The organism is Methylobacterium soli, from assembly GCF_008806385.1.
Classification (GTDB): domain Bacteria; phylum Pseudomonadota; class Alphaproteobacteria; order Rhizobiales; family Beijerinckiaceae; genus Methylobacterium; species Methylobacterium soli.
Window position 1 is genome coordinate 36,738 of the sequence record NZ_VZZK01000008.1, and the last position, 23,511, is coordinate 60,248.

Here is a 23,511-nt window from a genome sequence, read left to right on the forward strand (position 1 = left end):
CGTCCGAGAGGGAGGTTCCGATGCCGAATGTGATACCAGGGCTCGCGGCACTCGCCGTGGGCCTCGTCGCCACCGCGGCCCTCGCGCAATCGCCGGACGCGCCCCTGAAAGGCCGCGACACCGACCCGAATCTGCCCGCGCAGAGCCAGACGCCCCCCGAGAAGATCCGGCCGAACGACGGGGCGGGTACGAACTCGAACGGCGACACCACGCTGAGCGACAAGCTGCAGAAGAATGACGGCGTCATCACCCCTCCGGGCAACGCCGCGCCCGGCATGGTGGTGAAGCCGCCCGACCCCAATCCCGGCTCGATGCCGGTGATCAAGCCGGGGGAATTGCCGGGCCAGGCACCCAACACGGAAGCGAAGTAGGCGACCGGGCAATCGCCCGCCCGTCCCCTGCCGCATGGGGGCGCAGCGGGCGCTTTGCTTGATTTTGAGGGCCGGATCGCGGAAAGACCCATCCGACAACGGGTTATCCCACGGCCTCCGGCCGGGTGCCCGTCCTGCGGATCGGTATGGGTTTTGAGCGAATGGCGAACGTCGTCGTCGTAGGCGCCCAGTGGGGCGACGAAGGCAAGGGCAAGATCGTCGACTGGCTCTCGGAGCAGGCCGACACGGTCGTCCGGTTCCAGGGTGGGCACAATGCGGGTCACACGCTCGTCATCGACGGCGTGACCTACAAGCTCGCGCTGCTGCCGTCGGGCGTGGTGCGGGGCGGCAAGCTGTCGGTGATCGGCAACGGTGTCGTGGTCGATCCCTGGCACCTCGTCGACGAGATTGCCCGGCTGCAGGCGCAGGGCGTCGAGATCTCGCCGAAGACCCTGCGCATCGCCGACAACGCCACCCTGATCCTGCCGCTGCACCGCGAGCTCGACCATTTCCGCGAGACCAACAACGCGGGCCTCAAGATCGGCACGACGAAGCGCGGCATCGGCCCCGCCTACGAGGACAAGGTCGGGCGCCGCGCCATCCGGGTCGTCGACCTCGCCGACGAGAGCACGCTGCCCTCCAAGGTCGAGCGGGTTCTGACCCACCACAACGCCCTGCGCCGCGGGCTCGGCATCGACGAGGTCGATGCCGGACAGTTGCTTTCCGAGCTGAAGGCGATCGCCCCGACGATCCTGCCCTACGCGGACGCGGTCTGGGCGCTCCTCGACGACCAGCGCCGCGCCGGCAAGCGCATCCTGTTCGAGGGCGCGCAGGGCGCGCTCCTCGACGTCGATCACGGCACCTACCCGTTCGTGACCTCCTCCAACATCGTCGCCTCGCAGGCCGCCACCGGCTCAGGGATGGGCCCGTCGGCGATCGGCTACGTGCTCGGCATCGCCAAGGCCTACACGACGCGCGTCGGCGAAGGCCCCTTCCCGACCGAGCTGTTCGACGAGATCGGCGAGACCATCGGGGCCAAGGGCCGCGAGTTCGGCGTCAATACTGGGCGCAAGCGCCGCTGCGGCTGGTTCGATGCGGTGCTGGTGCGCCAGACCGTGCGGACCTCCGGAATCGACGGCATCGCCCTGACCAAGCTCGACATCCTCGACGGGTTCGAGAGCATCAAGGTCTGCACCGGCTACCGGCTCGACGGCGAGGTTCTCGACCACCTGCCCGCCAACCAGGCGGCGCAGGCGAAGGTGGAGCCGATCTACGAGACGATTGAGGGCTGGTCGCAGACCACCGCGGGCGCCCGCTCCTGGGCCGAGCTTCCGGCCCAGGCGATCAAGTATGTGCGCCGAATCGAGGAATTGATCGGCGCCCCCGTCGCTCTGCTCTCGACGTCGCCGGAGCGGGACGACACCATCCTGATGCACAATCCCTTCGAGGACTGAGCCTGAGGAATCCTCGTCCGGCGGCGTCCCGCGTCGGGCGGGTCTGCTGCGCTGAAGGGGCGGCAAGAGGGCGGATCCAGGCACGATGGCCGATTACTACCCGTTGCTGGCGCGGGCGCTCGACGCCCTGCCGGACCGCTCCCCCGCCATGCGCAAGGCGGTGTACGATCGTGCGCGCAGCGCCCTGATCGGCCAGCTCCGCTCCCTCGAGCCCCCGCTCTCGCAGGACGACATCGACCTCGAGAGCAAGGCGCTCGACAGCGCCATCGAGCGGCTGGAGATCGATTACGGCGGCGTCCCCGCCCCGGCGAACGACCCCGCGGCGGCGCGCGCGAAGCCGGCGGAACCCGCCCGGGTGCCCGAGCCCGCCCGGGCGCCCGAGCCCGCGCGGATCCCGGAACCGGCTCGGCCGTCCGATCTTCCAGAAGCGGCCCCTCCGCCGGCGCCTGAGGACGGCCTGTTCGAGCCGGAGCCGCCGAAGCCCGAGATTGCCAAGCCCGGAACCGCCGAGCCCAGATCCGACGCGCTCAAGACCGGCGCGCCCGCCGCTTCCCGGCCCGAACCCGGCCTGCCCCCGGCGCCGCCGCCGGATCTCGGCCCGTCGCCCTCCGCGATCAGCCTGCCGGAGCCGCAGCGCGAGCCCGCCATCGCGATCACCCCCCGCAAGGCCAAGGCCCCGACCTTCGTGGCCAACGACGCGGCGGCCGGCGAGGCGGCGGCGTCCGAAGCTCTCCCGCCGGATGCGGGCGGGGAGGATGCCGGTCGCGCCGGCGAGGCCGCCAACGGGCGCCAGCGCCCCCGGATCGACGTGGTGGCGCCCCGGGGCGGGCGCTCGCGGATGCTCCGCAACATCTTCGTCGGCAGCGTGCTGGCGGTCGTGATCGGCCTCATCGCGGTCGCGGCCTTCCTCCTGCGCGACAAGCCCGCCGACCTGCAGACGAGCGGGGCCGAGACCGCGGGGGCGCCCGCGGAGGGGAGCGATGCGAAGTTCTCCGATCGGGTCGGCGGCGAGCAGGCGCCGGGGACCTCGGCGGCCCCCGGCCAGGGCGGCGCGACGGCCCCAGCCCCGCCGCCGGTCCCGCAGCTCTCACCCGCGGAGCTCGCGGTCGCCCAGCGGGCCGTCCTGATCGAGGAGAACACCTCGGCCCAGAACAACCAGGCGACCACGACCCCGGGTCGGGTGGTCTGGCGGCTCGATTCGGTCAGCGGCGAGCAGGGACAGCCCCTGGAGACCGCCATCGTGGCCAATGTCGAGTTCCCGGATGCGGGCCTCGCCCTGACGATGACGATCCAACGCAACCTCGACGCGACCCTGCCGGCCTCGCACACGATCAAGCTCGCCTTCACGGATACCGGCCCGGAGGGGGAGAAGCGGGCGGTGCAGGATGTCGGCCTGCTGCAGGCCAAGGACGATGAGAACGGCCGCGGCTCCCCGGTCTCCGGGCTTCCGGTGCGGGTGCGCGAGAACCTGTTCCTGATCGGGCTGTCGTCGCTGCGCAACGACATCGACCGCAACACCGACCTGCTGCTGCACAAGAACTGGTTCGATCTCGCCGTGCGCTACGCCTCGGGCCAGCGCGCCGTCCTGACCTTCGAGAAGGGCAATTCGGGCACGCAGCAGATGCAGCGCGCCTTCGACCAGTGGAAATAGCTCGGCTCCGCTGACCGGACCGGAGACGCGCGACGATCCGCGCCGGCCCAAGTCACCGTGGACGGATCAAAAAAAAGGCCGCCCGGTGGGGCGGCCTCGTGTCCTGTGCGCCGGTCCGTCCGGGCGCGGTTCAGGCGCTCGCGCCGGCGCGGGGCAGCTCGCGGGTCGCGAGGTTGCGCTTGACCGCCTCCTGCACCTTCTCGAAGGCCCGCACCTCGATCTGGCGCACGCGCTCGCGGGAGACGCCGAACTCGCCGGAGAGATCCTCCAGGGTGATCGGGTCGTCGGCGAGCCGCCGGGCCTCGAAGATGCGCCGCTCGCGCGGGTTGAGGACGCCGAGCGCGTCGCGCAGGGCCGAGAGGCGGTTCTGCCCCTCTTCCTCGCGGGCGAGCACGGTCTCCTGGCTCGGGCTGTTGTCCACGAGCCAATCCTGCCACTCGCCCTCCCCTTCCTCGCGCAGGGGCGCGTTGAGGGAGGTGTCGCCCGAGAGGCGGCGGTTCATGTCGATGACGTCCTGCTCCGGGACGCCGAGCCGGGTGGCGATCTGCGCGACCTGATCGGGCTTGAGGTCGCCCTCCTCCAGCGCGGAGATGCGGCCCTTGGCCTTGCGCAGGTTGAAGAAGAGCTTCTTCTGGTTGGCGGTGGTGCCCATCTTCACGAGCGACCACGAGCGCAGGATGTATTCCTGGATCGCCGCCTTGATCCACCACATCGCGTAGGTGGCGAGCCGGAAGCCCTTGTCCGGGTCGAAGCGCTTCACGGCCTGCATCAGGCCGACATTGCCCTCCGACACCACTTCGCCGATCGGCAGGCCGTAGCCGCGATAGCCCATGGCGATCTTGGCGACGAGGCGAAGATGCGAGGTCACGAGCCGATGCGCCGCCTCCCGGTCACCCTCGTCCCGCCAGCTCTTGGCGAGGGTGAACTCCTCGGTGGGCTCGAGCATCGGAAACTTGCGGATCTCATCGAGGTAGCGCGAGAGGCCACCTTCATTCGCCAGCACGGGCAAAGCGCCTGCCATGGCATACCTCCTTGGACTGTCCCCCGTCCGGGCGGACCACAATGCGGAGAGCCGCTCCTTGAGCCGGCCATCCGATTCCCCATCTGTACTGAGGAATCCCCCGATCCGGTAGCGGGTCCGCGACGCGAACGTCGTCACCAACGCGCGAACGGTTCGTTGGGTTGACCCTGTCACGAAAGGTCGCGGAACGCGGTGTGTTGGCACACCTTCGCGAGACCTTTCTTGACTGTGACCGGTCGGACACGGCGCGTCTCTCGGTCCAATATTCGCTCACCGCCTCAATGAGTTACGCCTCGGCCGCGAGGGCCGCCGCCAGGGCCGCCATCTCGGGCGGAAGCGGGCTCTCGAAGCGCAGCGCCTCACCCGTCCGCGGATGCGCGAAGCCCAGGAGCGTCGCGTGCAGCGCCTGCCGCCCGAGGGCGGCCAGCGCCGCCTTCGCGGGCTCGGACAGGCGGGCGGCCTTCGTCTTGAACGCGCTGCCATAGACGGCGTCCCCCAGGAGCGGGTGGCCGCGATGGCTGAGATGGACCCGGATCTGGTGGGTTCGGCCCGTCTCGAGCCGACAGCGCAGCAGCGATGCCTCCGGGCCGAGCGGCGCCTCCATCCGGTAATGCGTCACCGCATGGCGCCCCTCGCCGTCCCGCACCACCGCGATCTTCTCCCGGTTGCGCTGGCTGCGCGCGAGATTCGCGTTGATGGTGCCGGTGCGCGGCTCCGGCACGCCCCAGGCGAAGGCGAGGTAGGCGCGCTCCAGCGGGCCGCTGCGGCCGTGGTCGGCGAATTGCGCCGTGAGCCCCTTGTGGGCCCGGTCGTTCTTGGCCACCACCATCAGGCCGCTCGTATCCTTGTCGAGGCGATGGACGATGCCCGGCCGGCGCACGCCACCGATGCCCGAGAGGCTCGCGCCGCAATGCGCGATCAGCCCGTTGACCAGGGTCCCGGCCTCGTGGCCGGGCGCCGGGTGCACCACGAGCCCCGCCGGCTTGTCGATCACGATGAGGTCGTCATCCTCGTAGGCGACCACGAGGGCCAGGCTCTCGGCTTCCGGCTCGGCCGGGGCCGCCTCCGGGATCGTCACCGCCAGGACGGCGCCGGGCCCGACCTTCCGGGAGGGGTCCTGCACGACGCGCCCGTCGTGGCGCACATGTCCGTCCCGCACCAGGGCCTGCAGGCGCGAGCGCGACACGTCCGGGAAGGCCGTCGCCAACGCCTTGTCCAGCCGCGCCGGGCCGGCCTCGGCCGCGATGACCGCCTGCCGCTCGTCCATGCCCAAAACCGTGCCCTGCAAGGATGCCCCCTTGTTGCGTGACCAGATTGCCGAAAAAGGCGCGTTTCGGGCCTTGCCCCCGCGCAGGCACGTCGGTATACGAACGCCTCCCGACCGGAAAGCTTTCTTCGCCCAGCGGTCTAGGACGACGGCCCCCTTCCCGATACCCCGTGTCGGCGCAAGGATCTCACGGCTCTCCATGTCCTGGCACGCGAAGGTGGGGAGTTTACAAAGGCAGTCCGGGTCGTTAGGGAAAGCAGTAGGTTAGGAATAAAACCGCGCCCATCGTCTAGCGGTTAGGACAGGTCCCTCTCACGGATCAGACCGGGGTTCGATTCCCCGTGGGCGCGCCAACCTCCTTCTCACCTCTCCAGCTTCTGATCGTGTTCCTGCCGGCCACGAGGTCGGCCGGGTCCGGATTTCGGGCTGTCGGCCGTGCGGGGGGCTGCCTCGGCGCGGCCTCCGCGGGCTGGCGCGCACCGGCCGGAGCACCCTCTTAAGATCGCGTTGACCATGCGCACCGGCCAGGCATCGGGCAAACCGATCCATGTGCGCCAGCGCATCTTCGCCGGATGAGGACGCTCCTAAACAGCCTCGCTTGAGCGTGAGGGCTGAGGGTGATGGCCTCGAAGGTGATCTTGATGCTGACGGTGCTGGTCTTTCTGACGACCGGACGTGCACCCGGCATGCGGGAATTGCGCAACCCCGATGCGGAACATGGCGGCGGCCGCATGTCGCTCGCGATCAAGCGGGCCGAGATCTGAGCATCCCGGCATCGCGGCGAACCACGATTGTATCGAAACGTCAGCATTCCTCCGGGGTTTCGGCCATGACCAGCAATCGAACACGATCCCGCTGCAGACATTCGATGATGAACACGACGCTGTCCTTGGCCGTTCTCGGGACGTTTGCTGGCGCCTTCGCGCTTCTGTCCCTGGGCTACTAGCCGTTTTGGCTGGGGGGCGGGCACTGACAATCGGCGAGAGCTGTTCCCGAGCCCGTATCGACTCGCGCGGTCCGAGCATGCTTCGGTCCCTTCAACCAGAAAAGGAGGGACGCCATGTCAGATCACCCGGATATGCGCCTGCTGTGCGGCGCGTGCCGCATCGCGCCCGATATCGGTTCGGACACGCGGCGGGACCGCATGGCGACTTGCCCAGGCTGCGGCCGGAGCGACAGCTTCGGCGCGGTTCTGCGGGAGGCCGGACGCTTCCTGGCAGGCAGGATCGTCTGCGACGGCATCGCGATGTCGCCGCGCGTCGAGGGCGGCCGATTCCGGCCGGCAGGCGTGGCTCGTTCCCATGAGGGCAGCTTCCGCTGGGTTGCCGCCTGAGCGGCTCCGGACCGGGATTTGAGAGCCAAGCTCGACAGTTGTGCTTGCAGGCAGGCGTACACGCACGCCATGGTGGCATTGCTCTCAATCCGCAGCGCCCATGATCTTCACCACTGACGCCGCCGGAAAGCTGTCCTACCTCAGCGAGGGATGGACGGAGGTCACCGGGCAGACCCTCGCCGACGCCGTCGATTATGGCTGGATCGACGTGGTGTGGCCGGATGATCGCGAGATCGTCCGGCACCTCGTCGGAGACGCGATCGCGGAAGGCCGTGCCTTCAGCGTGACGTACCGGCTGCTCGATACGGACGGGCGGGCAAAATGGGTCTGCGCCGGCGCGGTCCCGTCCTGTGCGCCCCGCGACCGCAGCTTCCTGGGCTTTCTCGGCACGGTCTGCGAGGTCTCGGCCGGACCGGCGCCGGGCAAACGCGCGAGCGGGTTCGTCGGCCGGTTCATCCCGCCGCCCGAGAGCGCGGCACGCCGGGTGAGACCCGGGCACGAGGTGGCGGCCGGCCATATCCTCAGGGCCCGGGGCCTCACCACGCAGGGCGGCAGCCCGGCCGCCGACCGGGCCCTCGACCTCGCGGTCTGCGAGATCAGCCGGCAGCTGATCCGGACCCGGTCCCATCGCGGCATCCGGCCGAATCACTGAGCGCGCCGTCGATGGCCGCGCATCGGTGCAATTCGGATCGGTGAGGGACGGGGCGACCCGATCGCTCGGCGAGGACTGCTCCGGGCTCCCGGCGGGCAGCGCATTCCCGGCTTGGGCGTCTTCCGAAATCCGGCGCCGGAACTCCGCGAACCGGACGCTTGCCCCGTCCCTTTGCCCCGTCCCTTTGCCCCGGACAGGCGGATCCGCGACGCCGGGCGCATGTGCTACCGGCGAACATGCGGCATCATGCAACGTTGAGTTGGATCAGAATCGCTCGCTGAGTGCCATGACCAGTCTTACCGGGGGCGCCGGCATGTCCATCGCGGACGAAATCCACGTCATCCTGGTGGATCGCCCGGCAATCGGCGACAAAGCCGGAACCGTTCTCTGTTTTGCGGTGCGTTGCGCAGATCCGGATGAGGCCCTGGCGCTCGTTCGCAGCCGGTTGGCTTTCGGCGAAGCGGCCCGCCGCTCCGGCATCCGCTTGTCCCAGGCGGAAGGGCGGGCGCTCAACCTGCAGCCCAACCAGCCCAAGCTCATCACGGAATTGCTCGCCAACCCCCAGAATTAGATCTGACGGCCGAGTCTCCGCACCGCACCGGCGCAGCGCCTCAGATCAGCTGCACGTCGCCGCGCTTGAGCTTCAGCCGGCGTGCCATGTCGCGGGACAGGCCGCCCACGAGATAGGCCTTGGTTCCCTCGGCCGAGAGGTCGCGGACCCTCTGCAACGCTTCCTCCGCGCTCGGCTTGACGACCGCGTAGGTCCGGTGCGCCTCGCGTCGCTGAACGACGGAGACCAGGAACGCCTTGTATCGAGCCCCTTTCGGCATGGTTTTTCTTCGCATGGGCGGCCTGCCAAGGGAACGGCCGCGCGGCCCCTCACCGCAAGATCAGCCCCGTGGTTTCCTGTGGACCGGACGCTCCGGACGCGCGAACGCCGCGCGTCCGGAGCGGAACCCGGGATCGCGCGGATCGGCCATTTCGGAGTCCGATCAATCCGGGTAAATTCGCCGCGAAGGCTCGCCGACGCGGAGCCCCGCCCCGTTCTCCCGCGGGGCCTCCGAGCCGGCACCGGGATGCGGCCGAGTTCACCCGCCCGACGCGGCTCCGGGCGGCGTGGGACCGGGCCGGGTTGCGCGCCGGCGGGGTGTCGGCCCGGTCCCCTGAGAGCCTGTCCGGATCGGCGCCGTCTCGCCGACAGGGCCGGAGGAGAAGGTGGCATGCCCTTCTACTACTTCCATCTCCGCACGGCGGAGGGCCTCGACCGCGACGAGATCGGGCTGCTCTATGCGAATATCGAGGCGGCCTATCTGGGCGCCTGCAAGGCCATCCCGAAGCTGCTGGCCGAGCTGGTCCAGGGTGGGCACGACCCGAATTGCTGCATCTTCGAGATCACGGATGCCGAGGGCCGTCGCCTGATCGAGGTGCCCTTCCTGGAGCGGGCGAAGCGGTGGCGTCCGCCGCAGCCGCCGGCCGTATCGCCTGAGACGCGCGCCCTGCTCGACCGGATCGACGTTCTCACCCGCGCGATCGGCGAGGAGATCGCGCGGCTCGGCACCAATCTCGCGGAGGCGCGCGCCCAGATGGTGACGATGCAGGCGATCACCGGGACACCCCAGGCGCCACGCTGCGCGCGGGAACGATCCCCCTAGGGTGCCCGGCCCTGCCCCGACGATTCATTCGAGCGCCATTGCGCGACCAGGATCTCGAGCCGTGCCTTCGCGGCGCGGCGCGCCTCGTCGAAACTCGCGTAGAAGATCGTGCAGGCCTCGCAATCGCCGCCGATCGCGTTGATGCGCCACGAGAAAGTGCCCGGCGCGAGGCGGCTCGGCCGCACCGTGATGCTGAAGGGGTGAACCGACGGCTTGGTCATCGACAACCTCGTGCCTGCGGCCCCGCCGCCGAGGCGGCGACGCGGATGGATGGCCGGCGCGTCATCGGGGCGGGGCCTGCATCGGGCCGCCGGGCCTGCGCGCCGGGGTGACGATCGTGGCCGGCTCCTCCGGCCGGGCCGAGCACCGCCGTCCTGGCCGTCCAGCTGCGCTTGATCATCGATCAACCCTCGCACGGAACGGGAGGCCGACGATACCGCTATCCGCGACGCCGGCATCGACCGGATCCGGGCCGGGCGCGGGCTTCGAGAAGAAGCGCCCGCCGCGGCCAGGCCGGGCGGGCGAAGGTGGTCTGTGATGAAACCCCGGAAGGCTCAGCGGGGGCTTCATCCGACAGACGCTTGACGGGTCCGGTTTAGTCCCGCGGCCGTGGCGGCCGGGCCCGCAACCGGACGTGGCGGCGTTGGCCGCGTTCCATGCTAAGGATCCTGAACCTTCGGTCGTCGCGGCCGTGGGCCCGAAGGACCGACGGCCATATGAGCGACGTGATCAAGCATGATTTCGGCAAGGGCAGCCGCGCCTCCACGCGCCGCCTGACCGACCAGATGCGCACGGCACGAGGCATCGAGGCCGAGTTGCAGAAGGATCCGACCCGCCTGTTCCACCTCGCCTGCGAGGAGATCATCGAGCTGAACGCCGAGATCAAGCGGGCGCAGGACGCCCTCGCGGTCGGCCCGCCGCTGACCGAGGCCGAGCGCGTGTCGGTCGATCCCCAGGAACTCGAGAACCTGCGTACCTGCGCGGCGATCGTGAGCGCCATCAAGGTGCTGGGCTGAACGCGGCGCGTTCAGTCGAACCGATGCGGCGCGCCGGTTCGACCAGACCTCCGCGCCCTTAACCAACAATCAAAGCCGTTCATGCAAGGCTCGCCCGCGACGAATGCCGGGACGAGCCCTGCCCCTTGATACAATCCCTAATTGAGGACGGCCTGAACCGCTCCTGGTGGGCGCTCAAGCTCTCCGCGCCCCTCGAAGCCAAGTATCACGCGGAGGTCGCCCCGGCCGCGGGCTGGTACCTGCAATCCTGGCTTCTGGTCTTCATTGCCTTCAACATCCTGTCCCTGAAGGTCGATCTCGACGCCTTCGGGGCCGAGGCCATCGCGGTGCCGGCCGGGCTGACGCTCGGGGTCTTCGTGCCGCTGGCGCTCGCGGCGATCCTGGTGCTGCGCGGGCGCCCCTCGACCCGGAGGCAGACCCTCGCGGTGTTGGCGACCAGCCTCGTCGACATGGCGATCGTCCTGAACAGCGCCCGGATCGTGCCGCTGGGCCATGCCGACACCTACCTGATCCTGGCCGCCGTCGTACCCCTCGTGGTCGGCATGATCGCCCCGATGCCGTTCCGGCACAGCCTCTGGTTCTGCGGCAGCGCCTTCGCGCTCTACGTGCTCGCGGTGCTGGGGCTCGATCTCAGCGGGCCGAACGGACTCGGGGTGCCGCTCCTCGTCGCGAGCCTGATCCTGGTGCCGCTGAAGCTCGCCTATTCCCGCGAGTGGGAGACCAAGCGGAGCTTCCTCCTGGGGTTGCGGGAGAAGGCCCAGTCGGCGGCGCTGGCGGAGGCCAATGCGCGCCTGACGATCCTGTCGGAGACCGATCCGCTCACGGGGGTGGCCAATCGGCGCCTGTTCACGCAGCGGCTCGAATGGGCCTGGGAGCTCGCCTTCGTGCGGCGGGACTGGTTCAGCGTCCTGCTCATCGACATCGACCGCTTCAAGCTCCTCAACGACAGCGCCGGCCACGCGGCGGGGGATGGCTGCCTCGTCCGCATCGCCGAGGCCCTGCGCGGGCCGGTCGAGGACGCGGGCGGATTGGTCGCCCGCTACGGCGGGGAGGAATTCGTCGCCTTCCTGCCGCGCGCCACGCGCGAGGCGGCCGTCGCGGCGGCCGAGACGTTGCGACGTGCCGTCATCGACCTCGCCCTGCCCCATCCCGGCCTCGCGCAGCCAGGGCCCGGCCTCGTGACCATCAGCATCGGGGTGGCGACGGCCCACGGCGCGGAGCGCCTGCGCGGCCTCGGCGCGAGCGAACTCCTGAAGGCCGCCGACGAGGCCCTCTACGCGGCCAAGCACCGGGGCCGGAACCGGGTCGAGGCGGCGCAGCCCGCCGCCCTCGACGAGCGGCACGCCGCGTCGGAGCGGGCCGCGGCGCCCGGCGCACTGGCGCCGGGTTGCGTCGTCTCGATCGCCCCGCGCGGGCGGGCGGCCTGAGAGGGGCCCGCATCTTCACCCGTCATTGACCATGCGGCGTGAAAGCGGAATGCCGACCGATCGCCTTGCCGCAAGGCAACAAACGCGAAAGCAATCGAACTTATTGCCCCTCGCTTAAGAATGAGGGCGAGGGCGATGGCCTCGAAATGGATCCTGGCGTTGACGGTGCTGGTCTTCCTGACGACCGGTCGGGCACCGGGGATGCGCGAGCTGCGCAATCCCGACGCGGAGCATCTCGGCGGCGGACGCACCGCGCACGCGCTCAAGCGGGCGCAGGTCTGAGGGGCGCCTCACGGCGCCGTCAGGTCTCGCTGTCCTCGTGCTGGGCGTGCACCGTGGCTTCGAGCTGGCCGCGCTCCTCGAGAGCGCGGATGGCGTGGTGGCGGCTCAGGCTCTCGAACAGGTCGACGGCGGAGACCCGACCGTCCTTGGCCATGTAGGCGGCGAGCCGCGCGTAGTCGGTGGCGAGGCGCTCGTCGCGGGCGGCCGCCTTGGCGAGTCCCGAGACCCGCGTCTGGAATTGGGTGAGGTGGGTGTCTGTTGCTGACATCGGGCTGCCTGCGGGTCCGTCGCCCCGTGCGCCCTGAATTTTGCCGATGCCAAGCTTGATGGCAATGGCCGTTGTGCTGAGACCGTAAGACGCAAGCGGAAATTCGCGCCAGCGCGGATTCCCTGGCACGCGCCGGGGGACCATCGCGGCACGGCCGCGAGTGGGCCGAGGATCCGGGGACGCGACCGCACGGTTGGTTGACCGGCGCGCGGAAGCGAATCCAAGAGCTCCCGTATTTCAGAGCTCACGCGTTTCAGAGCTCCGCGCGTTCCAGACCTCTTGCCAGGATCGGCCACCGAGATCGCATGAGACCGAGATGCCTGATCGGCGCCCGCCCGCTTATCCGGGCCCTCGTCCTCGCCCTCCTGGTCGCCGCCACGGCGCCGGGCCGGGCCTTGGCCGAGGACGCGCCGGGCGCGGAACTCCAGCCGGCAGAGGCCGGGCGCGAGGCGAAGAGCCTGCTGCGCGAGCTGCGGCAGGATCAGGCGCGCGAGCCCGCCGCGGGCCAGGCCCTCGCGCCGGATGCGCCCGTTCGCCGGCAGGCGGAGCGGATGCGGGGCCGGATGGACGAGGATCGCAAGGCGCGCAGGCCCGGCAAGGCCGCGCGCCGCCGGGACGGGAACGCGGCCGGACCGATCAATCGCGGCATCTGCATCGGGTGCCGGTAACGGGCGCCGCGAGGCGGCACCCTGTGGGGTGCCGGCCACGGGCACCGCGCGAGGCGGCGCCGGGTGGGATGCCGGTAACGGGCGCCGCGCGAGGCGGCGCCCGGCGTCAGATCACTGCGTGATCTCGTTGCCGCTGTAGTCGATGTTGCCGGCGGCGTTCTTCTTCCAGACATACATGACGTAGTCCGGCCGGGTGATGTCGCCCTTCTTGTCGTAGGCGATGTCGCCGATCACGGTCTTGGTCGGCTTGCCCTGGTGCAGGTAGTCGGCGAGCTTCTTGCCGTCGGTGGAGCCCGTCTCCTCGATCGCCTTGGCGAGGATCTGCACGGCCGCGTAGGCGTAGAGCGTGTAGGCCTCCGGATCGATGTTCTTGGCCTTGAAGGCCGCCACCGCGTCCTTGGCGTTCGGATTCTTGCGGGCATCCGGCGAGAAGGTCATGAGCGTGCCCTCCGAGCCCGGGCCGGCGATCTGCACGAACTCCTTGTCGGTGATGCCGTCACCGCCCATCAGGGGCGCCTTCAGGCCCTGGTCGCGCATCTGGCGCACGATCAGGCCGGCCTCGGTGTGGATGCCGCCGAAATACACGACGTCGACATTGGCCTGCTTCAGCTTCGAGACGAGGGCCGAGTAGTCCTTCTCGCCCGGGTTGATGCCCTCGTAGACGGCTTCCTTGCCGCCGCTCTTGGCCTTGAAGACCTTCAGGGTCTCGTCGGCGAGGCCCTTTCCGTAGGGGGTCTTGTCGTGGATGAAGGCGACCTTCTTGCCCTTGAAGTTCTTCACGAGGTACTCGCCCGCCACCGCGCCCTGCTGGTCGTCGCGGCCGCAGGTCCGGAAGGTGTTCCAGTTGCCGCGCTCGGTGAACTTCACGTTGGTCGAGGCCGGCGTGATCTGGATGATGCCGGCATCCTGGTAGACGTCCGAGGACGGGATCGACACGCCCGAGTTGAAGTCGCCGACCACCATCTTCACCCCCTCGGAGGCGAACTTGTTGGCGACCGAGACGCCCTGCTTCGGGTCGGAGGCGTCGTCGCCGGTGGAGAGCTCGAATTTCTGCTTCTTATCGCCGACCTTCACGCCGCCGGCCTTGTTGATGTCCTCCACCGCCTGGCTCGCGCCGTTGCGGATCTGCGCCCCGAAGGCCGCGCTGCCTCCCGTCACCGGGCTGGCGACGCCGATCTTGATCTGCGCCTGCGCCCCGCCCGAGAGCAGAAGCCCGAGCGCGAGGCCGGCCAGCAACGTAGTTCTCATGGTCTCACTCTCCGTATGGCCATCCGGGCAGGCGCAGGGTTCGTGCAGCCGGAGGGATCAGGGCTTCTCGGGCACCGGATCATGCGCGCGCTCCCGCCATGTCAGCGGCGTGGTGCGCTCGTAGAGCCAGCGATACTGGGTGGTCATCTGCCGGGTGCGCTTCACCCGGAAGCCGATCGCGCCGACGATCAGCACGACGGCCGCGTCGACGAGGTAATAGTGCAGCGAGAGGAGCGTCCCCTCGAACAGCGCGAAATGGATGAAGCGCACGGCGGCCGCCAGGACCAGAAGCGCGAGCGCGCATTGCCAGAAGGGGCGCCAGACCGCCGCGATGCCGCGTGCGGTCATCCAGGCGGCCCAGCCCCCCATCGCCACGGTGACGAGCAGGAACAGGCCGATCGAGCTTTCCTCGAAGAGAATGCCTTCCTGCACGTCTCAGGCTCCCGCCGGCTGCCCGGCCGCATCCGGCACGGGATGTCCGCCCTCGAGATAGGCGGCCTTGATCGAGGGATCGTCAAGCAGGGTCCGGCTCGGGCCGCTCAGGGTGATGCGTCCGTTGACGAGGACGTAGCCCCGGTGGGCGAGCTTGAGGGCATGATAGGCGTTCTGCTCGACGAGGAAGATCGTCATGCCGTCCCGGATGTTGAGGTCCCGGATGGCGCCGAAGATCTGCTTCACCACGAGGGGGGCGAGGCCGAGGGAGGGCTCGTCGAGGAGAAGGAGCTTCGGCCGGCTCATCAGGGCGCGGGCGATGGCGAGCATCTGCTGCTCGCCGCCCGACATGGTGCCGGCGCGCTGGCTCAGGCGCTCCTTGAGGCGGGGGAACAGGGTGCAGACGCGCTCCAGATCCTCCGCGAAGTAGCGGCCCGCATGGAGCGTCGCGCCCATCTGCAGGTTCTCGTAGACGCTCATGCGCGGGAAGACGCGCCGGCCCTCGGGCGATTGCGCGATGTTCAGCCGCGCGATCTCGTGCGTCTGCAGCCGCGTGATGTCCTGGCCCGCGAAGGTGATGCTGCCCGAGCGCGCCCGGGGGCTGCCGAAGATCGTCATCATCAGGGTCGACTTGCCGGCCCCGTTCGCGCCGATCAGCGTGACGATCTCGCCCTCGGCCACGTCGAGGTCGACCTCGCGCAGCGCCGCGACGCTGCCGTAATAGGCCGAGACGCCCCGGACCGCGAGGAGCGGCGCGCGCGCGGCCGCCTGCCGGGCACGGGTCTCCTCGACCAGGACGTTGATGCCGGCGACGCTCATACTTCGGCTCCCGCCACCGGGATGGTGAGGCCGACCTCGGCATCGACCGCCTCGATCTCCTCGTCCTCGACGCCGAGATAGGCGGCGATCACCTTCGGGTCGGACCGGATCTCCCCCGGGGTGCCGTCGGCGATCTTCACGCCATAATCGAGCACCACCACGTGGTCGGAGATCTCCATCACCACCGACATGTCGTGCTCGATGAGCAGCACCGAGGTGCCGTCCTGGTCGCGGATCTGGCGCAACAGCGTGTTCAGCTCCAGGGATTCGCGGGGGTTGAGGCCCGCCGCCGGCTCGTCGAGGCAGAGGAGGACCGGGTCCGTGCACATGGCGCGGGCGATCTCGAGCCGGCGCTGCGCCCCGTAGGGCAGGTCGCCCGCCGGATCGTCGGCCCGCGCCATGAGGTTGATCCGCTCGAGCCAGACCTTGGCGCGCTCGATCGCGGCGGCCTCGGCGGAGCGGTAGCCGCCGAGGCCGAGGAGGCCCAGCACGGTCATGCCCGAGGCCCGCATCAGCGGCGCGTGCTGGGCGACGAGGAGGTTCTCCAGAACCGTCATGCCCTGGAACAGGCGGATGTTCTGGAAGGTGCGGGCAACCCGCGCCCTGCGGTTCACGGCGTGGTTCGGCAGCCGCTCCAGGAGGTGGCTGGTGCCGTCCTGGTGGCGCAGGGTCAGCATCCCCTCGGTCGGCTTGTAGAAGCCCGTGATGCAGTTGAAGACCGTGGTCTTGCCGGCGCCGTTGGGACCGATCAGCGCCGTGATGTCGCCGCGCCGGACCACGAAGGAGAGGTCGTTCACGGCCATCAGGCCGCCGAAGCGCATGCTGAGGTGATCGACGGTGAGGACGGCCTCGCGCTGGGGAATCGGAGCGGTCATCAGCCGTGCCCCTCCCGCACGAGGCTGCCCGCGATGGCGCGCCGCTCCTTGAGCGCCACCGAGGGCACGCGCACCGAGATGAGGCCGCGCGGCCGCCAGACCATCATGGCCACCATGGCGAGGCCGAACAGCAGCAGGCGGTACTCGTTCGGGTCGAAGCCCTCGCCGAACACCGCCCGCAGGAAGCCGAGGTTGCGCAGCATCTCGGGGCCGCCGACCATCGCGATGGCGGCGATCGCGACGCCGACCTGGCTGCCCATGCCGCCGAGCACGACGATCGCCAGGATGATGGCGCTCTCCAGGAAGTTGAAGCTCTCGGGGCTGATGAAGCCCTGGCGGACGGCGAAGAACGAGCCCGCGAACCCGCCGAACATGGCGCCGAGCGCGAAGGCGGTGAGCTTCGTCGTGGTGGTGTTGATGCCCAGCGAGCGGCAGGCGATCTCGTCCTCGCGCAGCGCCTCCCAGGCCCGGCCGATGGGCAGGCGCCGCAGGCGCAGGGTGACGGCGTTGGTGAGGAGCGCGAGCGCGAGGATCAGGTAATAGAGGAAGACGTTGCGGTGCATCGTGTCGAAGCTGAGGCCGAAGCGCGCCGCGAAGCCGTCCTCGCCCGCCGTGAAGGGGATGCCGAAGAAGGTCGCCCGCGGGATCGAGGAGATGCCGGCCGCCCCCCCGGTGAGGTCGACCCAGTTGATCAGGACGAGGCGGATGATCTCCCCGAAGGCGAGGGTCACGATGGCGAGGTAATCGCCGCGCAGGCGCAGGACCGGGAAGCCCAGCAGCATGCCCCAGAGCGCCGCGAACAGGCCCGCGAGCGGCAGGCAGACCCAGAACGAGAGGCCGAAGCTGGTGGAGAGCAGCGCGTACGCGTAGGCGCCGACGGCGTAGAAGGCGACGTAGCCGAGATCGAGCAGACCCGCGAGGCCGACCACGATGTTGAGGCCCCAGCCCAGCATCACGTAGGTGAGGATGAGGATGCCGAGATCGATCCAGTAGCGCGACTGGCTCAGACCCCCGGTGGCCAGGACCGCGATGAGGGGCAGACCGAGGGCGAAGCCGACGAAGAGCGGAAGCGCCAGGCGCGAGGCCCGCTGCCCGGCATTCGGCTCGCCATGGACCGCCTCGGTGGCCTGGTGCGCGGAGGGCGTGAGCGCCCGGCGGGCGTCGCGCCGGGCCAGGACCAGCCGCTGGATCACCCGCAGGACGAAGATAGCCGCGCAGAGCCCCGCCACCACGGCCCAGCGGGGCACGAGGTCGAGGGCGCTGTTCTGGGTCAGCTCCGTCCGGAAGCTGACGATGGGGACGCAGAGACCGAGGGCGACGAGGGCGTAGATCCCGGCATCCCGCAGGATGTCGGGAAGCGCCGCCGCGCCGTCCTGCCGACCCGTTCGCGAAGCCTGCATCGCGCTCAAACCTTCTCGACCTCGGCCCGGCCGAGGATGCCCGAGGGCATGAAGATCAGCACGATCGCGAGGATCGAGAAAGCCGCCACGTCCTTGTACTCGATCGAGAAATAGGCCGACCAGAAGGTCTCGATCAGGCCGATGATCAACCCGCCCAGGACCGCGCCCGGGAGCGAGCCGATGCCGCCCAGCACCGCCGCCGTGAAGGCCTTCACGCCGGGCACGAACCCGTCCGAGAACGAGACCACGCCGTAATAGAGCAGGTAGAGCACGCCCGCGACCGCCGCGAGGGCGGCGCCGAGCACGAAGGTCAGCGAGATGGTGCGGTCGACGTCGATGCCGAGGAGCGCGGCCATGCGCCGGTCCTGCTCGCAGGCGCGCTGGGCCCGGCCGAAGGCGGTGCGCTGGACGAGGTACCAGAAGCCCAGGAGCAGCACGGCGGTCACCGCCATGATCAGGCATTGCTTGTAGGAGAGCGTCACCGCGTAGCCGCCCTGGTCGAGGAGGGTGAAGCCGCCGTTGAGCATCGGGGGCGTCGGCTTGTTGCGCGCGCCCTGGGCCACCTGGACGAAGTTCGAGAGGAAGATCGAGACGCCGATGGCCGAGATCAGCGGCGCGAGGCGGAACGAGCCGCGCAGGGGCCGGTAGGCCACCCGCTCGATCGCCCAGCCCCAGAGGGCGGTGAGCGCCATGGTGAGGACCAGCACGATCAGCAGCGCCAGCGCGATGGAGGAGAGCCCGAGCCAGGTCGTGAGGAGCAGGAACAGGATCAGGGCGATGAAGCTCGACACCATGAAGACGTCGCCATGGGCGAAATTGACCATGCCGATAATGCCGAACACCATCGTGTAGCCGATGGCGATCAGGCCGTAGATGGAGCCGAGCGTCAGCCCGTTGATGAGTTGCTGCAGGAATACGTCCATTCGGCGCCGTCTCGCGTCCTGACTACGAGCTTCGATTGCGGGGAGTCCGGCGGCTGTCGGATCGCTCGTCGACCGAGGGGGAGGCCCCGCCGCGCCCCGGCGAATGCCGGGCCGCACGACCGGAGCAAGTCCCGTACCGCGGCCCCGAGCGCGTCCTCCCGCCCTCGCGCTCCCTCATCCCCTGTTCCGCCGCGACCTTAGCGGCCGGATTGCGGAGGGACCATAGACGATCCCCTGGCAAAATGCGCCTCGGCAAAAATGCGCCCGAGATGTCAGCCGTCGCCTTTTGCAACGCAAACTCGGCCGTTCGGCGGGAGCGCCCCTGCTGCCCATCCAAGGGGCAGTTCGCCCAGGCGCTGCGCCCGGGCGCAGGATGCAATTCCGGGCAGGCCCTCCGCAAGCTCCGCCGCGCGCCGGCAAGGAGACGTCTTTCCTCGGGAAGGGACAATAGCCGCCCATGAGCCTCCTCTGTGCCGCCCATGACCTGAAGAACATTTCGCGATGCAACAGAAATACTGTTCGGAACCGCCACGGCGGGGACTTGCATTGTCTGAACGACGAGTTAACGTCACCGCATCGTATCCGCGTTCGACGATCAACCTTCTAAGGCAGGGTGGCTCCCATGTCCGAGATGATGATGATTCGTGTTCGTCCGACCCAGGACGGGACCTACACGGTCTATCGCGGCTCCACCGCGCTGATCTCGGGGCTGACCCGGCTGCAGGCCGAGCGCTACGAGGCCACCATCGCCCGGCAGGAGCGCAGCGCGCTGTTCCTCGTCGAGGCCTGACCTCCCACCCGCCTTCGGATCGCGGAACGGGCCGGCCCGAGCGGGGCGCGGCCCGTCTCTAATCTTGCGTCAGCGCGAGGGGCCCGAGATCCGTCACGGTGCCGTCGCCGTCGAGGCCGCGGCGCTGCGCCGTGATCGCGTGGCGTCCGCCCTCGCGCGCGAAGGCGTAGAGGTAATAGGCGGCGCGGCGGCCCGGCAGGCCTTCGTGGCTGCCCGGGCGGGCGGAGGCCGAGGGACCGCCCACGATGGGCACGCCCGCGCCGTCCGGCCCCGGCAGGAAGGCGACGCTGCCGACATGATTGTGGCCGTGCAGGATCAGCTCGGCGCCGGCCCGGCCGATCATGGCGCTGAACTCGCGCGCATCCTTCAGCTCGCGCCCCGCCGCCGCGCCGCCGGGCTGGGGCGGATGGTGGATCATCACCACGCGGCACGGGCGGTCCCGCTCCTGCGCCAGCATCCGCAGCATGGTCTCGGCCGCCGCGATCTGGGGCGGGCCGAGCCGGCCGCTCGCCACGAAGGGCTTCGTCGGGATCGCCGAGGACAGGCCGATGAGCGCCAGCGGCCCCCGCCGCCGCAGGTACGGGAAGGCGCGGGTGCGCCCGTCATCATCCGAGGTCCAGGGGCCGCAGGTCTCGAGCAGCCCCTCGAGGGAGCCGCGCACGTAGGCGTCGTGGTTGCCCGGCACGAAGCTCACCGTCTCGGGCGCGCCGAGCTCCGCCAGGAAGTCCCGCGCCGTCTCCCACTCGCTCGGCAGGCCGATATTGCAGAGGTCGCCCGTGCAGGCGACGTGGTCGGGCGCCTGCGCCCGCAGGTCCGCCACGAGGGCGGAGAGCACCGCCATGTCGTGGCTGCGCGAGCGCCCGCGGCGCCAGTTGGCGTAGCCCGTCGCGCGCTTGCTCAGGAGCTGGCGGAGGCGGGGCCGCGCCAGCGGGCCCACATGCGGGTCGGTCAGGTGGGCGAGGCGGAACACGGGAGGCAACATGGACCGGAGGCTGGGCGCGAGGGTCGGTTCGGCGTGCGGCCCCCGGCATCGCGGCTCGGCCGGCCCGCGTCAAGCGAGCCCGGCGCGCGGTCAGGCGTTGCCGATAAGGATGCCGGCGAGCAGCACCAGCACGCCGCCGAGCACCACCTGCAGGGTCGCGCGCCAGAACGGCGTCGCCATGTAGCGGGTCCGGATCGCCGAGATCGCCAGGAGCTCGACCGCGACCACGAGCACCGCGAGGCTCGTCGCCAGCGCGAAGGCGTTCGGCCAGGCATCCGGGATCGCGTAGGGCAGCGTGTGGCCGAGGCCTCCGAGCGCCGTCATGGCACCGCAGACGATCCCGCGCATCACGGGCGAGCCGCGCCCCGTCACCTGCCCGTCATCGGACAGGGCCTCGGTGAAGCCCATGCTGATGCCGGCGCCCATGGAGGCCGCGAGGCCGACCAGGAAGGTCGCCCCGTTGCTGTGCGTGGCGAAGGCGGCGGCGAAGATCGGCGCCAGGGTCGAGACCGACCCGTCGATCAGGCCGGCGAGGGCCGGCTGCACGTATTGCAACACGAAGGCGCGGTGGCGCTCGGCCTCCGCGGATTCGTGGGGAACAGGCGCGGAATCTGCCGCAATCATCGCTTTGCCCCTGAATTTGGATTGATTCCAAAGTATACATTGGAATCAATCCAAACAAGAGCGATGCCGCTTTTTCGCCGCCTCGCCGGCCTAGTCCGGTGCCCGGCGCGCCGACCCTGGTTGCGCTCGCAACGAAATCGGGGCTAGACAGCCCGCGGCCGCGGTGGTGTCCGGTTCTCCGGTCCTGCCGCCGCCGACGTCGCGCGCGTCCGGATCCGGAGAAGAGGAACCGCCTCCCGTCGGGACGCGGGCTTCAGAAGCGACCCATGAGCCTCGTCAAACGCATCAGCCGCCTGCCCGCAATCCAGCGCGTCCTCGGCCATCTCGCGGCGGATTACCTGCGCCTGGTGCGGCGGACCAACCGGTTCGTGGTCGAGCCCGCCGCGCCCGATGCCTGGCTCGACGACCTCTCGCCCTTCATCGCCGGCATGTGGCACGGGCAGCATACGATGATCGCCTTCATGCGCCGCCCGCACGACCGGATCGCCACGATCATCTCGCGCAGCCCCGACGGCAACATCAACACCATCGCGCTGACGCGCCTGGGCGCCCGGGTGATGCGGGCCTCCGGCGCCCGGGGCCGCGTGGTGCGCGACGCGAAGGCGAAGGGCGGCGCCGAGGGCCTGCGCGCCATGGTCCGCGCGCTCAAGGACGGCGAGACGGTGGCCTTCAGCGCCGACGTGCCCAAGGTCTCGCGCCGGTGCGATGCGGGAATTCTCATGCTTGCGCGCTTCTCCGGGCGCCCGATCGTGCCGGTGGCGGTGGTGACGAGCCGGCACATCCGCTTCAACAGCTGGGACCGGGCCTGCCTCGGCCTGCCCTTCGGCCGCGGCGCGATGGTGTTCGGCGAGCCGATCCACGTGCCCCGCGAGAACGAGCCCGAGGCCTTCGAGGCCCTGCGGCTGAAGGTCGAGGCCGAGATGAACCGCGTCCACGACCGGGCCTATACCCTGGTCGGGCGCCTCGACCGGGTGGGTCCGCCGGCATGAAGGCGCCTCCCCTCACCCTGCCGCTGCGGGCCTATCGCTACGGCCTCCTGCTCGGCGAGCCGGCGGTGGCGGGTCTCCTCGCCTGGCGCTCGCGCCGGGGCAAGGAGGATCCGGGCCGCCTGCCCGAGCGCCGCGGCCTCCCCGGCCGCGCCCGCCCGGTCGGCGCGCTGGTCTGGATGCACGGGGCGAGCATCGGCGAGGCGCTCTCGCTGATCGGCCTCGTCGAGGGCATGATCCGGCGCGGCTTCTCGGTCCTCGTCACCACGGGCACGCGGAGCGCGGCCGAGCTGATCGGCCACCGGCTGCCCGCCGGGGCCGTGCACCAGTACATGCCGCTCGACGCGCCGCGCTGGGTCGAGCGCTTCCTCGACCATTGGCAGCCCGATCTCGCGCTGGTGGCCGAATCCGAGATCTGGCCCAACACGGTCGTGGCGCTCCACGCCCGCGACATCCCGCTGCTCCTCGTCAACGGGCGCATGTCGGAGCGCTCCTTCAAGGGCTGGGAGCGCGCGCCCCGCACCGCCCAGGCGCTCCTCGCCCGCATCGCCATCTGCCTGGCGCAGACCAAGGACGATGCGGAGCGCTTCGCCCGGCTCGGCGCCCCGCGGGTCAGCGTGGCGGGCAACCTCAAATACGATTCGGCCGTGCCCCCGGCCGACCGCCAGCAGATGGCCTATCTCGGCGAGATGATCGGCGACCGCCCGGTCTGGGTCGCGGCGAGCACGCATCCGGGCGAGGACGAGATGGTGGCCGAGACCCACGCGGCTTTGCGGGACCGGCTGCCGCGCCTCCTCACCGTCGTGGTGCCCCGGCATCCCCGCCGGGGCGAGGCGGTCGCGGCCTGCGCGGCGGCGGCGGGCCTGCGGTCCGCCCGCCGCGCCACGGGCGGGCGCCCGCATCCGAGTGTCGAGCTCTACGTCGCCGACACGATCGGCGAGCTCGGCCTGTTCTATCGGCTGAGCCCGCTGGTCTATCTCGGCGGCTCCCTGGTGCCGCATGGCGGCCAGAACCCGATCGAGCCGATCCGCCTCGACACGGCCGTGCTGCATGGCCCCCACACGCATAATTTCGCGCAGGTCTACCGGGCGCTCGACGCCGCGGGCGGCGCCCTTCCGGTGGCGGACGGCCCCGAGCTGACCGCGAGCGTCGGCGACCTCCTGGCCGATCCCCGCCGCATCCGCAGCATGGCGGAGGCCGGGCAGCGGGCCCTGCGCCCGTTCGAGGGCGCGGTGGAGCGCACCCTCGCGGTCCTCGACCCCTTCATCGCCCAGATGAAGCTCGCGGCCCTCCACGCCTCGTGAGGCCGCCCGCGCCAGACGCGGCCGGGCTGCGGCGCGGCAGGTGCCGGGCCGAACCCGCGCGGCCCG

The 23,511-nt window shown here is 70.4% G+C and carries 27 protein-coding genes, 1 tRNA gene and 1 pseudogene; 16 read left to right on the plus strand and 13 right to left on the minus strand.

Annotation, left to right across the window (positions count from 1 at the left end; translation table 11 throughout):
- Positions 1–20 precede the first annotated feature (20 nt).
- From F6X53_RS09535 to F6X53_RS09545, 3 genes are all read left to right on the plus strand, one after another.
- On the plus strand, positions 21–371 hold the full coding sequence (locus tag F6X53_RS09535; protein ID WP_150999792.1) for a hypothetical protein: 351 nt from the start codon (positions 21–23) through the stop codon (positions 369–371).
- Between the two features lie 161 nt (positions 372–532).
- Complete coding sequence (locus tag F6X53_RS09540) at positions 533–1,825, plus strand: adenylosuccinate synthase (protein ID WP_150999793.1); 1,293 nt, start codon at positions 533–535, stop codon at positions 1,823–1,825.
- An 85-nt stretch (positions 1,826–1,910) separates the two neighbouring features.
- Complete coding sequence (locus F6X53_RS09545) at positions 1,911–3,476, plus strand: histidine kinase (protein ID WP_150999794.1); 1,566 nt, start codon at positions 1,911–1,913, stop codon at positions 3,474–3,476.
- 130 nt (positions 3,477–3,606) lie between these two features.
- Here F6X53_RS09545 and rpoH read toward each other — a convergent pair whose 3' ends face one another.
- Positions 3,607–4,497, minus strand: a complete 891-nt coding sequence (rpoH, locus tag F6X53_RS09550; protein WP_150999795.1) for an RNA polymerase sigma factor RpoH — start codon at positions 4,495–4,497, stop codon at positions 3,607–3,609.
- Between the two features lie 286 nt (positions 4,498–4,783).
- Positions 4,784–5,764 (minus strand): RluA family pseudouridine synthase, encoded by a 981-nt coding sequence (locus tag F6X53_RS09555; protein ID WP_150999796.1) that lies wholly within the window; start codon positions 5,762–5,764, stop codon positions 4,784–4,786.
- Positions 5,765–6,042: 278 nt separating this feature from the next.
- Here F6X53_RS09555 and F6X53_RS09560 point away from each other — a divergent pair.
- From F6X53_RS09560 to F6X53_RS09575, 5 genes are all read left to right on the plus strand, one after another.
- Positions 6,043–6,117: transfer RNA gene (locus F6X53_RS09560), tRNA-Glu, on the plus strand.
- A gap of 288 nt (positions 6,118–6,405) precedes the next feature.
- Positions 6,406–6,528 carry a hypothetical protein gene (locus F6X53_RS33635; protein ID WP_280526020.1) on the plus strand — a complete coding sequence of 41 codons (123 nt, stop codon included), beginning with the start codon at positions 6,406–6,408 and terminating at the stop codon, positions 6,526–6,528.
- A 296-nt stretch (positions 6,529–6,824) separates the two neighbouring features.
- Complete coding sequence (locus tag F6X53_RS09565) at positions 6,825–7,097, plus strand: hypothetical protein (RefSeq protein ID WP_150999797.1); 273 nt, start codon at positions 6,825–6,827, stop codon at positions 7,095–7,097.
- Positions 7,098–7,137: 40 nt separating this feature from the next.
- Positions 7,138–7,749, plus strand: a complete 612-nt coding sequence (locus tag F6X53_RS09570; RefSeq protein WP_280526014.1) for a PAS domain-containing protein — start codon at positions 7,138–7,140, stop codon at positions 7,747–7,749.
- Between the two features lie 313 nt (positions 7,750–8,062).
- Positions 8,063–8,320: a hypothetical protein gene (locus F6X53_RS09575; protein WP_150999799.1), complete on the plus strand. Its 258-nt coding sequence runs from the start codon at positions 8,063–8,065 to the stop codon at positions 8,318–8,320.
- Positions 8,321–8,360: 40 nt separating this feature from the next.
- Here the strand turns inward: F6X53_RS09575 and F6X53_RS09580 are convergent, their stop codons facing one another.
- Positions 8,361–8,579, minus strand: coding sequence for a hypothetical protein (locus F6X53_RS09580; RefSeq protein ID WP_150999800.1), 219 nt, complete (start codon positions 8,577–8,579; stop codon positions 8,361–8,363).
- Positions 8,580–8,969: 390 nt separating this feature from the next.
- Here F6X53_RS09580 and F6X53_RS09585 point away from each other — a divergent pair, with 390 nt between their 5' ends.
- Complete coding sequence (locus F6X53_RS09585) at positions 8,970–9,401, plus strand: DUF6894 family protein (RefSeq protein WP_150999801.1); 432 nt, start codon at positions 8,970–8,972, stop codon at positions 9,399–9,401.
- Here F6X53_RS09585 and F6X53_RS09590 read toward each other — a convergent pair.
- On the minus strand, positions 9,398–9,622 hold the full coding sequence (locus F6X53_RS09590) for a hypothetical protein (protein ID WP_150999802.1): 225 nt from the start codon (positions 9,620–9,622) through the stop codon (positions 9,398–9,400). The genes F6X53_RS09585 and F6X53_RS09590 overlap by 4 nt on opposite strands.
- A gap of 495 nt (positions 9,623–10,117) precedes the next feature.
- Here F6X53_RS09590 and F6X53_RS09595 point away from each other — a divergent pair, with 495 nt between their 5' ends.
- The 3 genes from F6X53_RS09595 (at position 10,118) to F6X53_RS32290 (ending at position 12,126) form a co-directional block, all read left to right on the plus strand.
- Positions 10,118–10,417: a hypothetical protein gene (locus tag F6X53_RS09595; RefSeq protein ID WP_150999803.1), complete on the plus strand. Its 300-nt coding sequence runs from the start codon at positions 10,118–10,120 to the stop codon at positions 10,415–10,417.
- A gap of 125 nt (positions 10,418–10,542) precedes the next feature.
- On the plus strand, positions 10,543–11,844 hold the full coding sequence (locus tag F6X53_RS09600) for a GGDEF domain-containing protein (protein ID WP_150999804.1): 1,302 nt from the start codon (positions 10,543–10,545) through the stop codon (positions 11,842–11,844).
- A 135-nt stretch (positions 11,845–11,979) separates the two neighbouring features.
- Positions 11,980–12,126, plus strand: a complete 147-nt coding sequence (locus F6X53_RS32290) for a hypothetical protein (protein ID WP_191970769.1) — start codon at positions 11,980–11,982, stop codon at positions 12,124–12,126.
- 19 nt (positions 12,127–12,145) lie between these two features.
- Here F6X53_RS32290 and F6X53_RS09605 read toward each other — a convergent pair whose 3' ends face one another.
- A complete protein-coding gene (locus tag F6X53_RS09605) occupies positions 12,146–12,394 on the minus strand; it encodes a hypothetical protein (RefSeq protein ID WP_150999805.1) in 249 nt (82 codons plus the stop codon).
- Positions 12,395–12,699: 305 nt separating this feature from the next.
- Here F6X53_RS09605 and F6X53_RS09610 point away from each other — a divergent pair, with 305 nt between their 5' ends.
- Positions 12,700–13,062 carry a hypothetical protein gene (locus F6X53_RS09610; protein ID WP_150999806.1) on the plus strand — a complete coding sequence of 121 codons (363 nt, stop codon included), beginning with the start codon at positions 12,700–12,702 and terminating at the stop codon, positions 13,060–13,062.
- A gap of 111 nt (positions 13,063–13,173) precedes the next feature.
- Here the strand turns inward: F6X53_RS09610 and F6X53_RS09615 are convergent, their stop codons facing one another.
- Genes F6X53_RS09615 through F6X53_RS09640 form a run of 6 tightly spaced genes read right to left on the minus strand, consistent with a single transcriptional unit; the run spans position 13,174 to position 18,759 of the window.
- Complete coding sequence (locus tag F6X53_RS09615) at positions 13,174–14,310, minus strand: branched-chain amino acid ABC transporter substrate-binding protein (protein ID WP_150999807.1); 1,137 nt, start codon at positions 14,308–14,310, stop codon at positions 13,174–13,176.
- A gap of 57 nt (positions 14,311–14,367) precedes the next feature.
- Positions 14,368–14,742 carry a DUF6867 family protein gene (locus F6X53_RS09620; protein ID WP_191970770.1) on the minus strand — a complete coding sequence of 125 codons (375 nt, stop codon included), beginning with the start codon at positions 14,740–14,742 and terminating at the stop codon, positions 14,368–14,370.
- A 3-nt stretch (positions 14,743–14,745) separates the two neighbouring features.
- Positions 14,746–15,561, minus strand: a complete 816-nt coding sequence (locus F6X53_RS09625) for an ABC transporter ATP-binding protein (RefSeq protein ID WP_150999808.1) — start codon at positions 15,559–15,561, stop codon at positions 14,746–14,748.
- Positions 15,558–16,436 (minus strand): ABC transporter ATP-binding protein, encoded by an 879-nt coding sequence (locus F6X53_RS09630; protein ID WP_150999809.1) that lies wholly within the window; start codon positions 16,434–16,436, stop codon positions 15,558–15,560. Before F6X53_RS09630 ends, F6X53_RS09625 begins: the two co-directional genes overlap by 4 nt.
- A complete protein-coding gene (gene livM, locus F6X53_RS09635) occupies positions 16,436–17,836 on the minus strand; it encodes a high-affinity branched-chain amino acid ABC transporter permease LivM (protein ID WP_150999810.1) in 1,401 nt (466 codons plus the stop codon). The genes F6X53_RS09630 and livM overlap by 1 nt, the downstream gene beginning before the upstream one ends.
- A gap of 5 nt (positions 17,837–17,841) precedes the next feature.
- Complete coding sequence (locus F6X53_RS09640) at positions 17,842–18,759, minus strand: branched-chain amino acid ABC transporter permease (protein WP_150999811.1); 918 nt, start codon at positions 18,757–18,759, stop codon at positions 17,842–17,844.
- Between the two features lie 622 nt (positions 18,760–19,381).
- Between F6X53_RS09640 and F6X53_RS32295 the strand changes: the two genes are divergently transcribed.
- Positions 19,382–19,549: a hypothetical protein gene (locus F6X53_RS32295; protein WP_191970771.1), complete on the plus strand. Its 168-nt coding sequence runs from the start codon at positions 19,382–19,384 to the stop codon at positions 19,547–19,549.
- Between the two features lie 58 nt (positions 19,550–19,607).
- Here F6X53_RS32295 and F6X53_RS09645 read toward each other — a convergent pair whose 3' ends face one another.
- A complete protein-coding gene (locus F6X53_RS09645) occupies positions 19,608–20,519 on the minus strand; it encodes a metallophosphoesterase family protein (RefSeq protein ID WP_150999945.1) in 912 nt (303 codons plus the stop codon).
- Positions 20,520–20,621: 102 nt separating this feature from the next.
- Positions 20,622–21,104 (minus strand): annotated as a pseudogene (locus F6X53_RS09650) (VIT1/CCC1 transporter family protein); the annotation flags it as partial.
- Positions 21,105–21,421: 317 nt separating this feature from the next.
- On the opposite strand from F6X53_RS09650, the gene F6X53_RS09655 reads away from it, so the two are divergent.
- Positions 21,422–22,144, plus strand: a complete 723-nt coding sequence (locus F6X53_RS09655; RefSeq protein ID WP_150999813.1) for a lysophospholipid acyltransferase family protein — start codon at positions 21,422–21,424, stop codon at positions 22,142–22,144.
- Complete coding sequence (locus F6X53_RS09660) at positions 22,141–23,445, plus strand: 3-deoxy-D-manno-octulosonic acid transferase (protein ID WP_150999814.1); 1,305 nt, start codon at positions 22,141–22,143, stop codon at positions 23,443–23,445. The genes F6X53_RS09655 and F6X53_RS09660 overlap by 4 nt, the downstream gene beginning before the upstream one ends.
- The last annotated feature ends 66 nt before the right edge of the window (positions 23,446–23,511 follow it).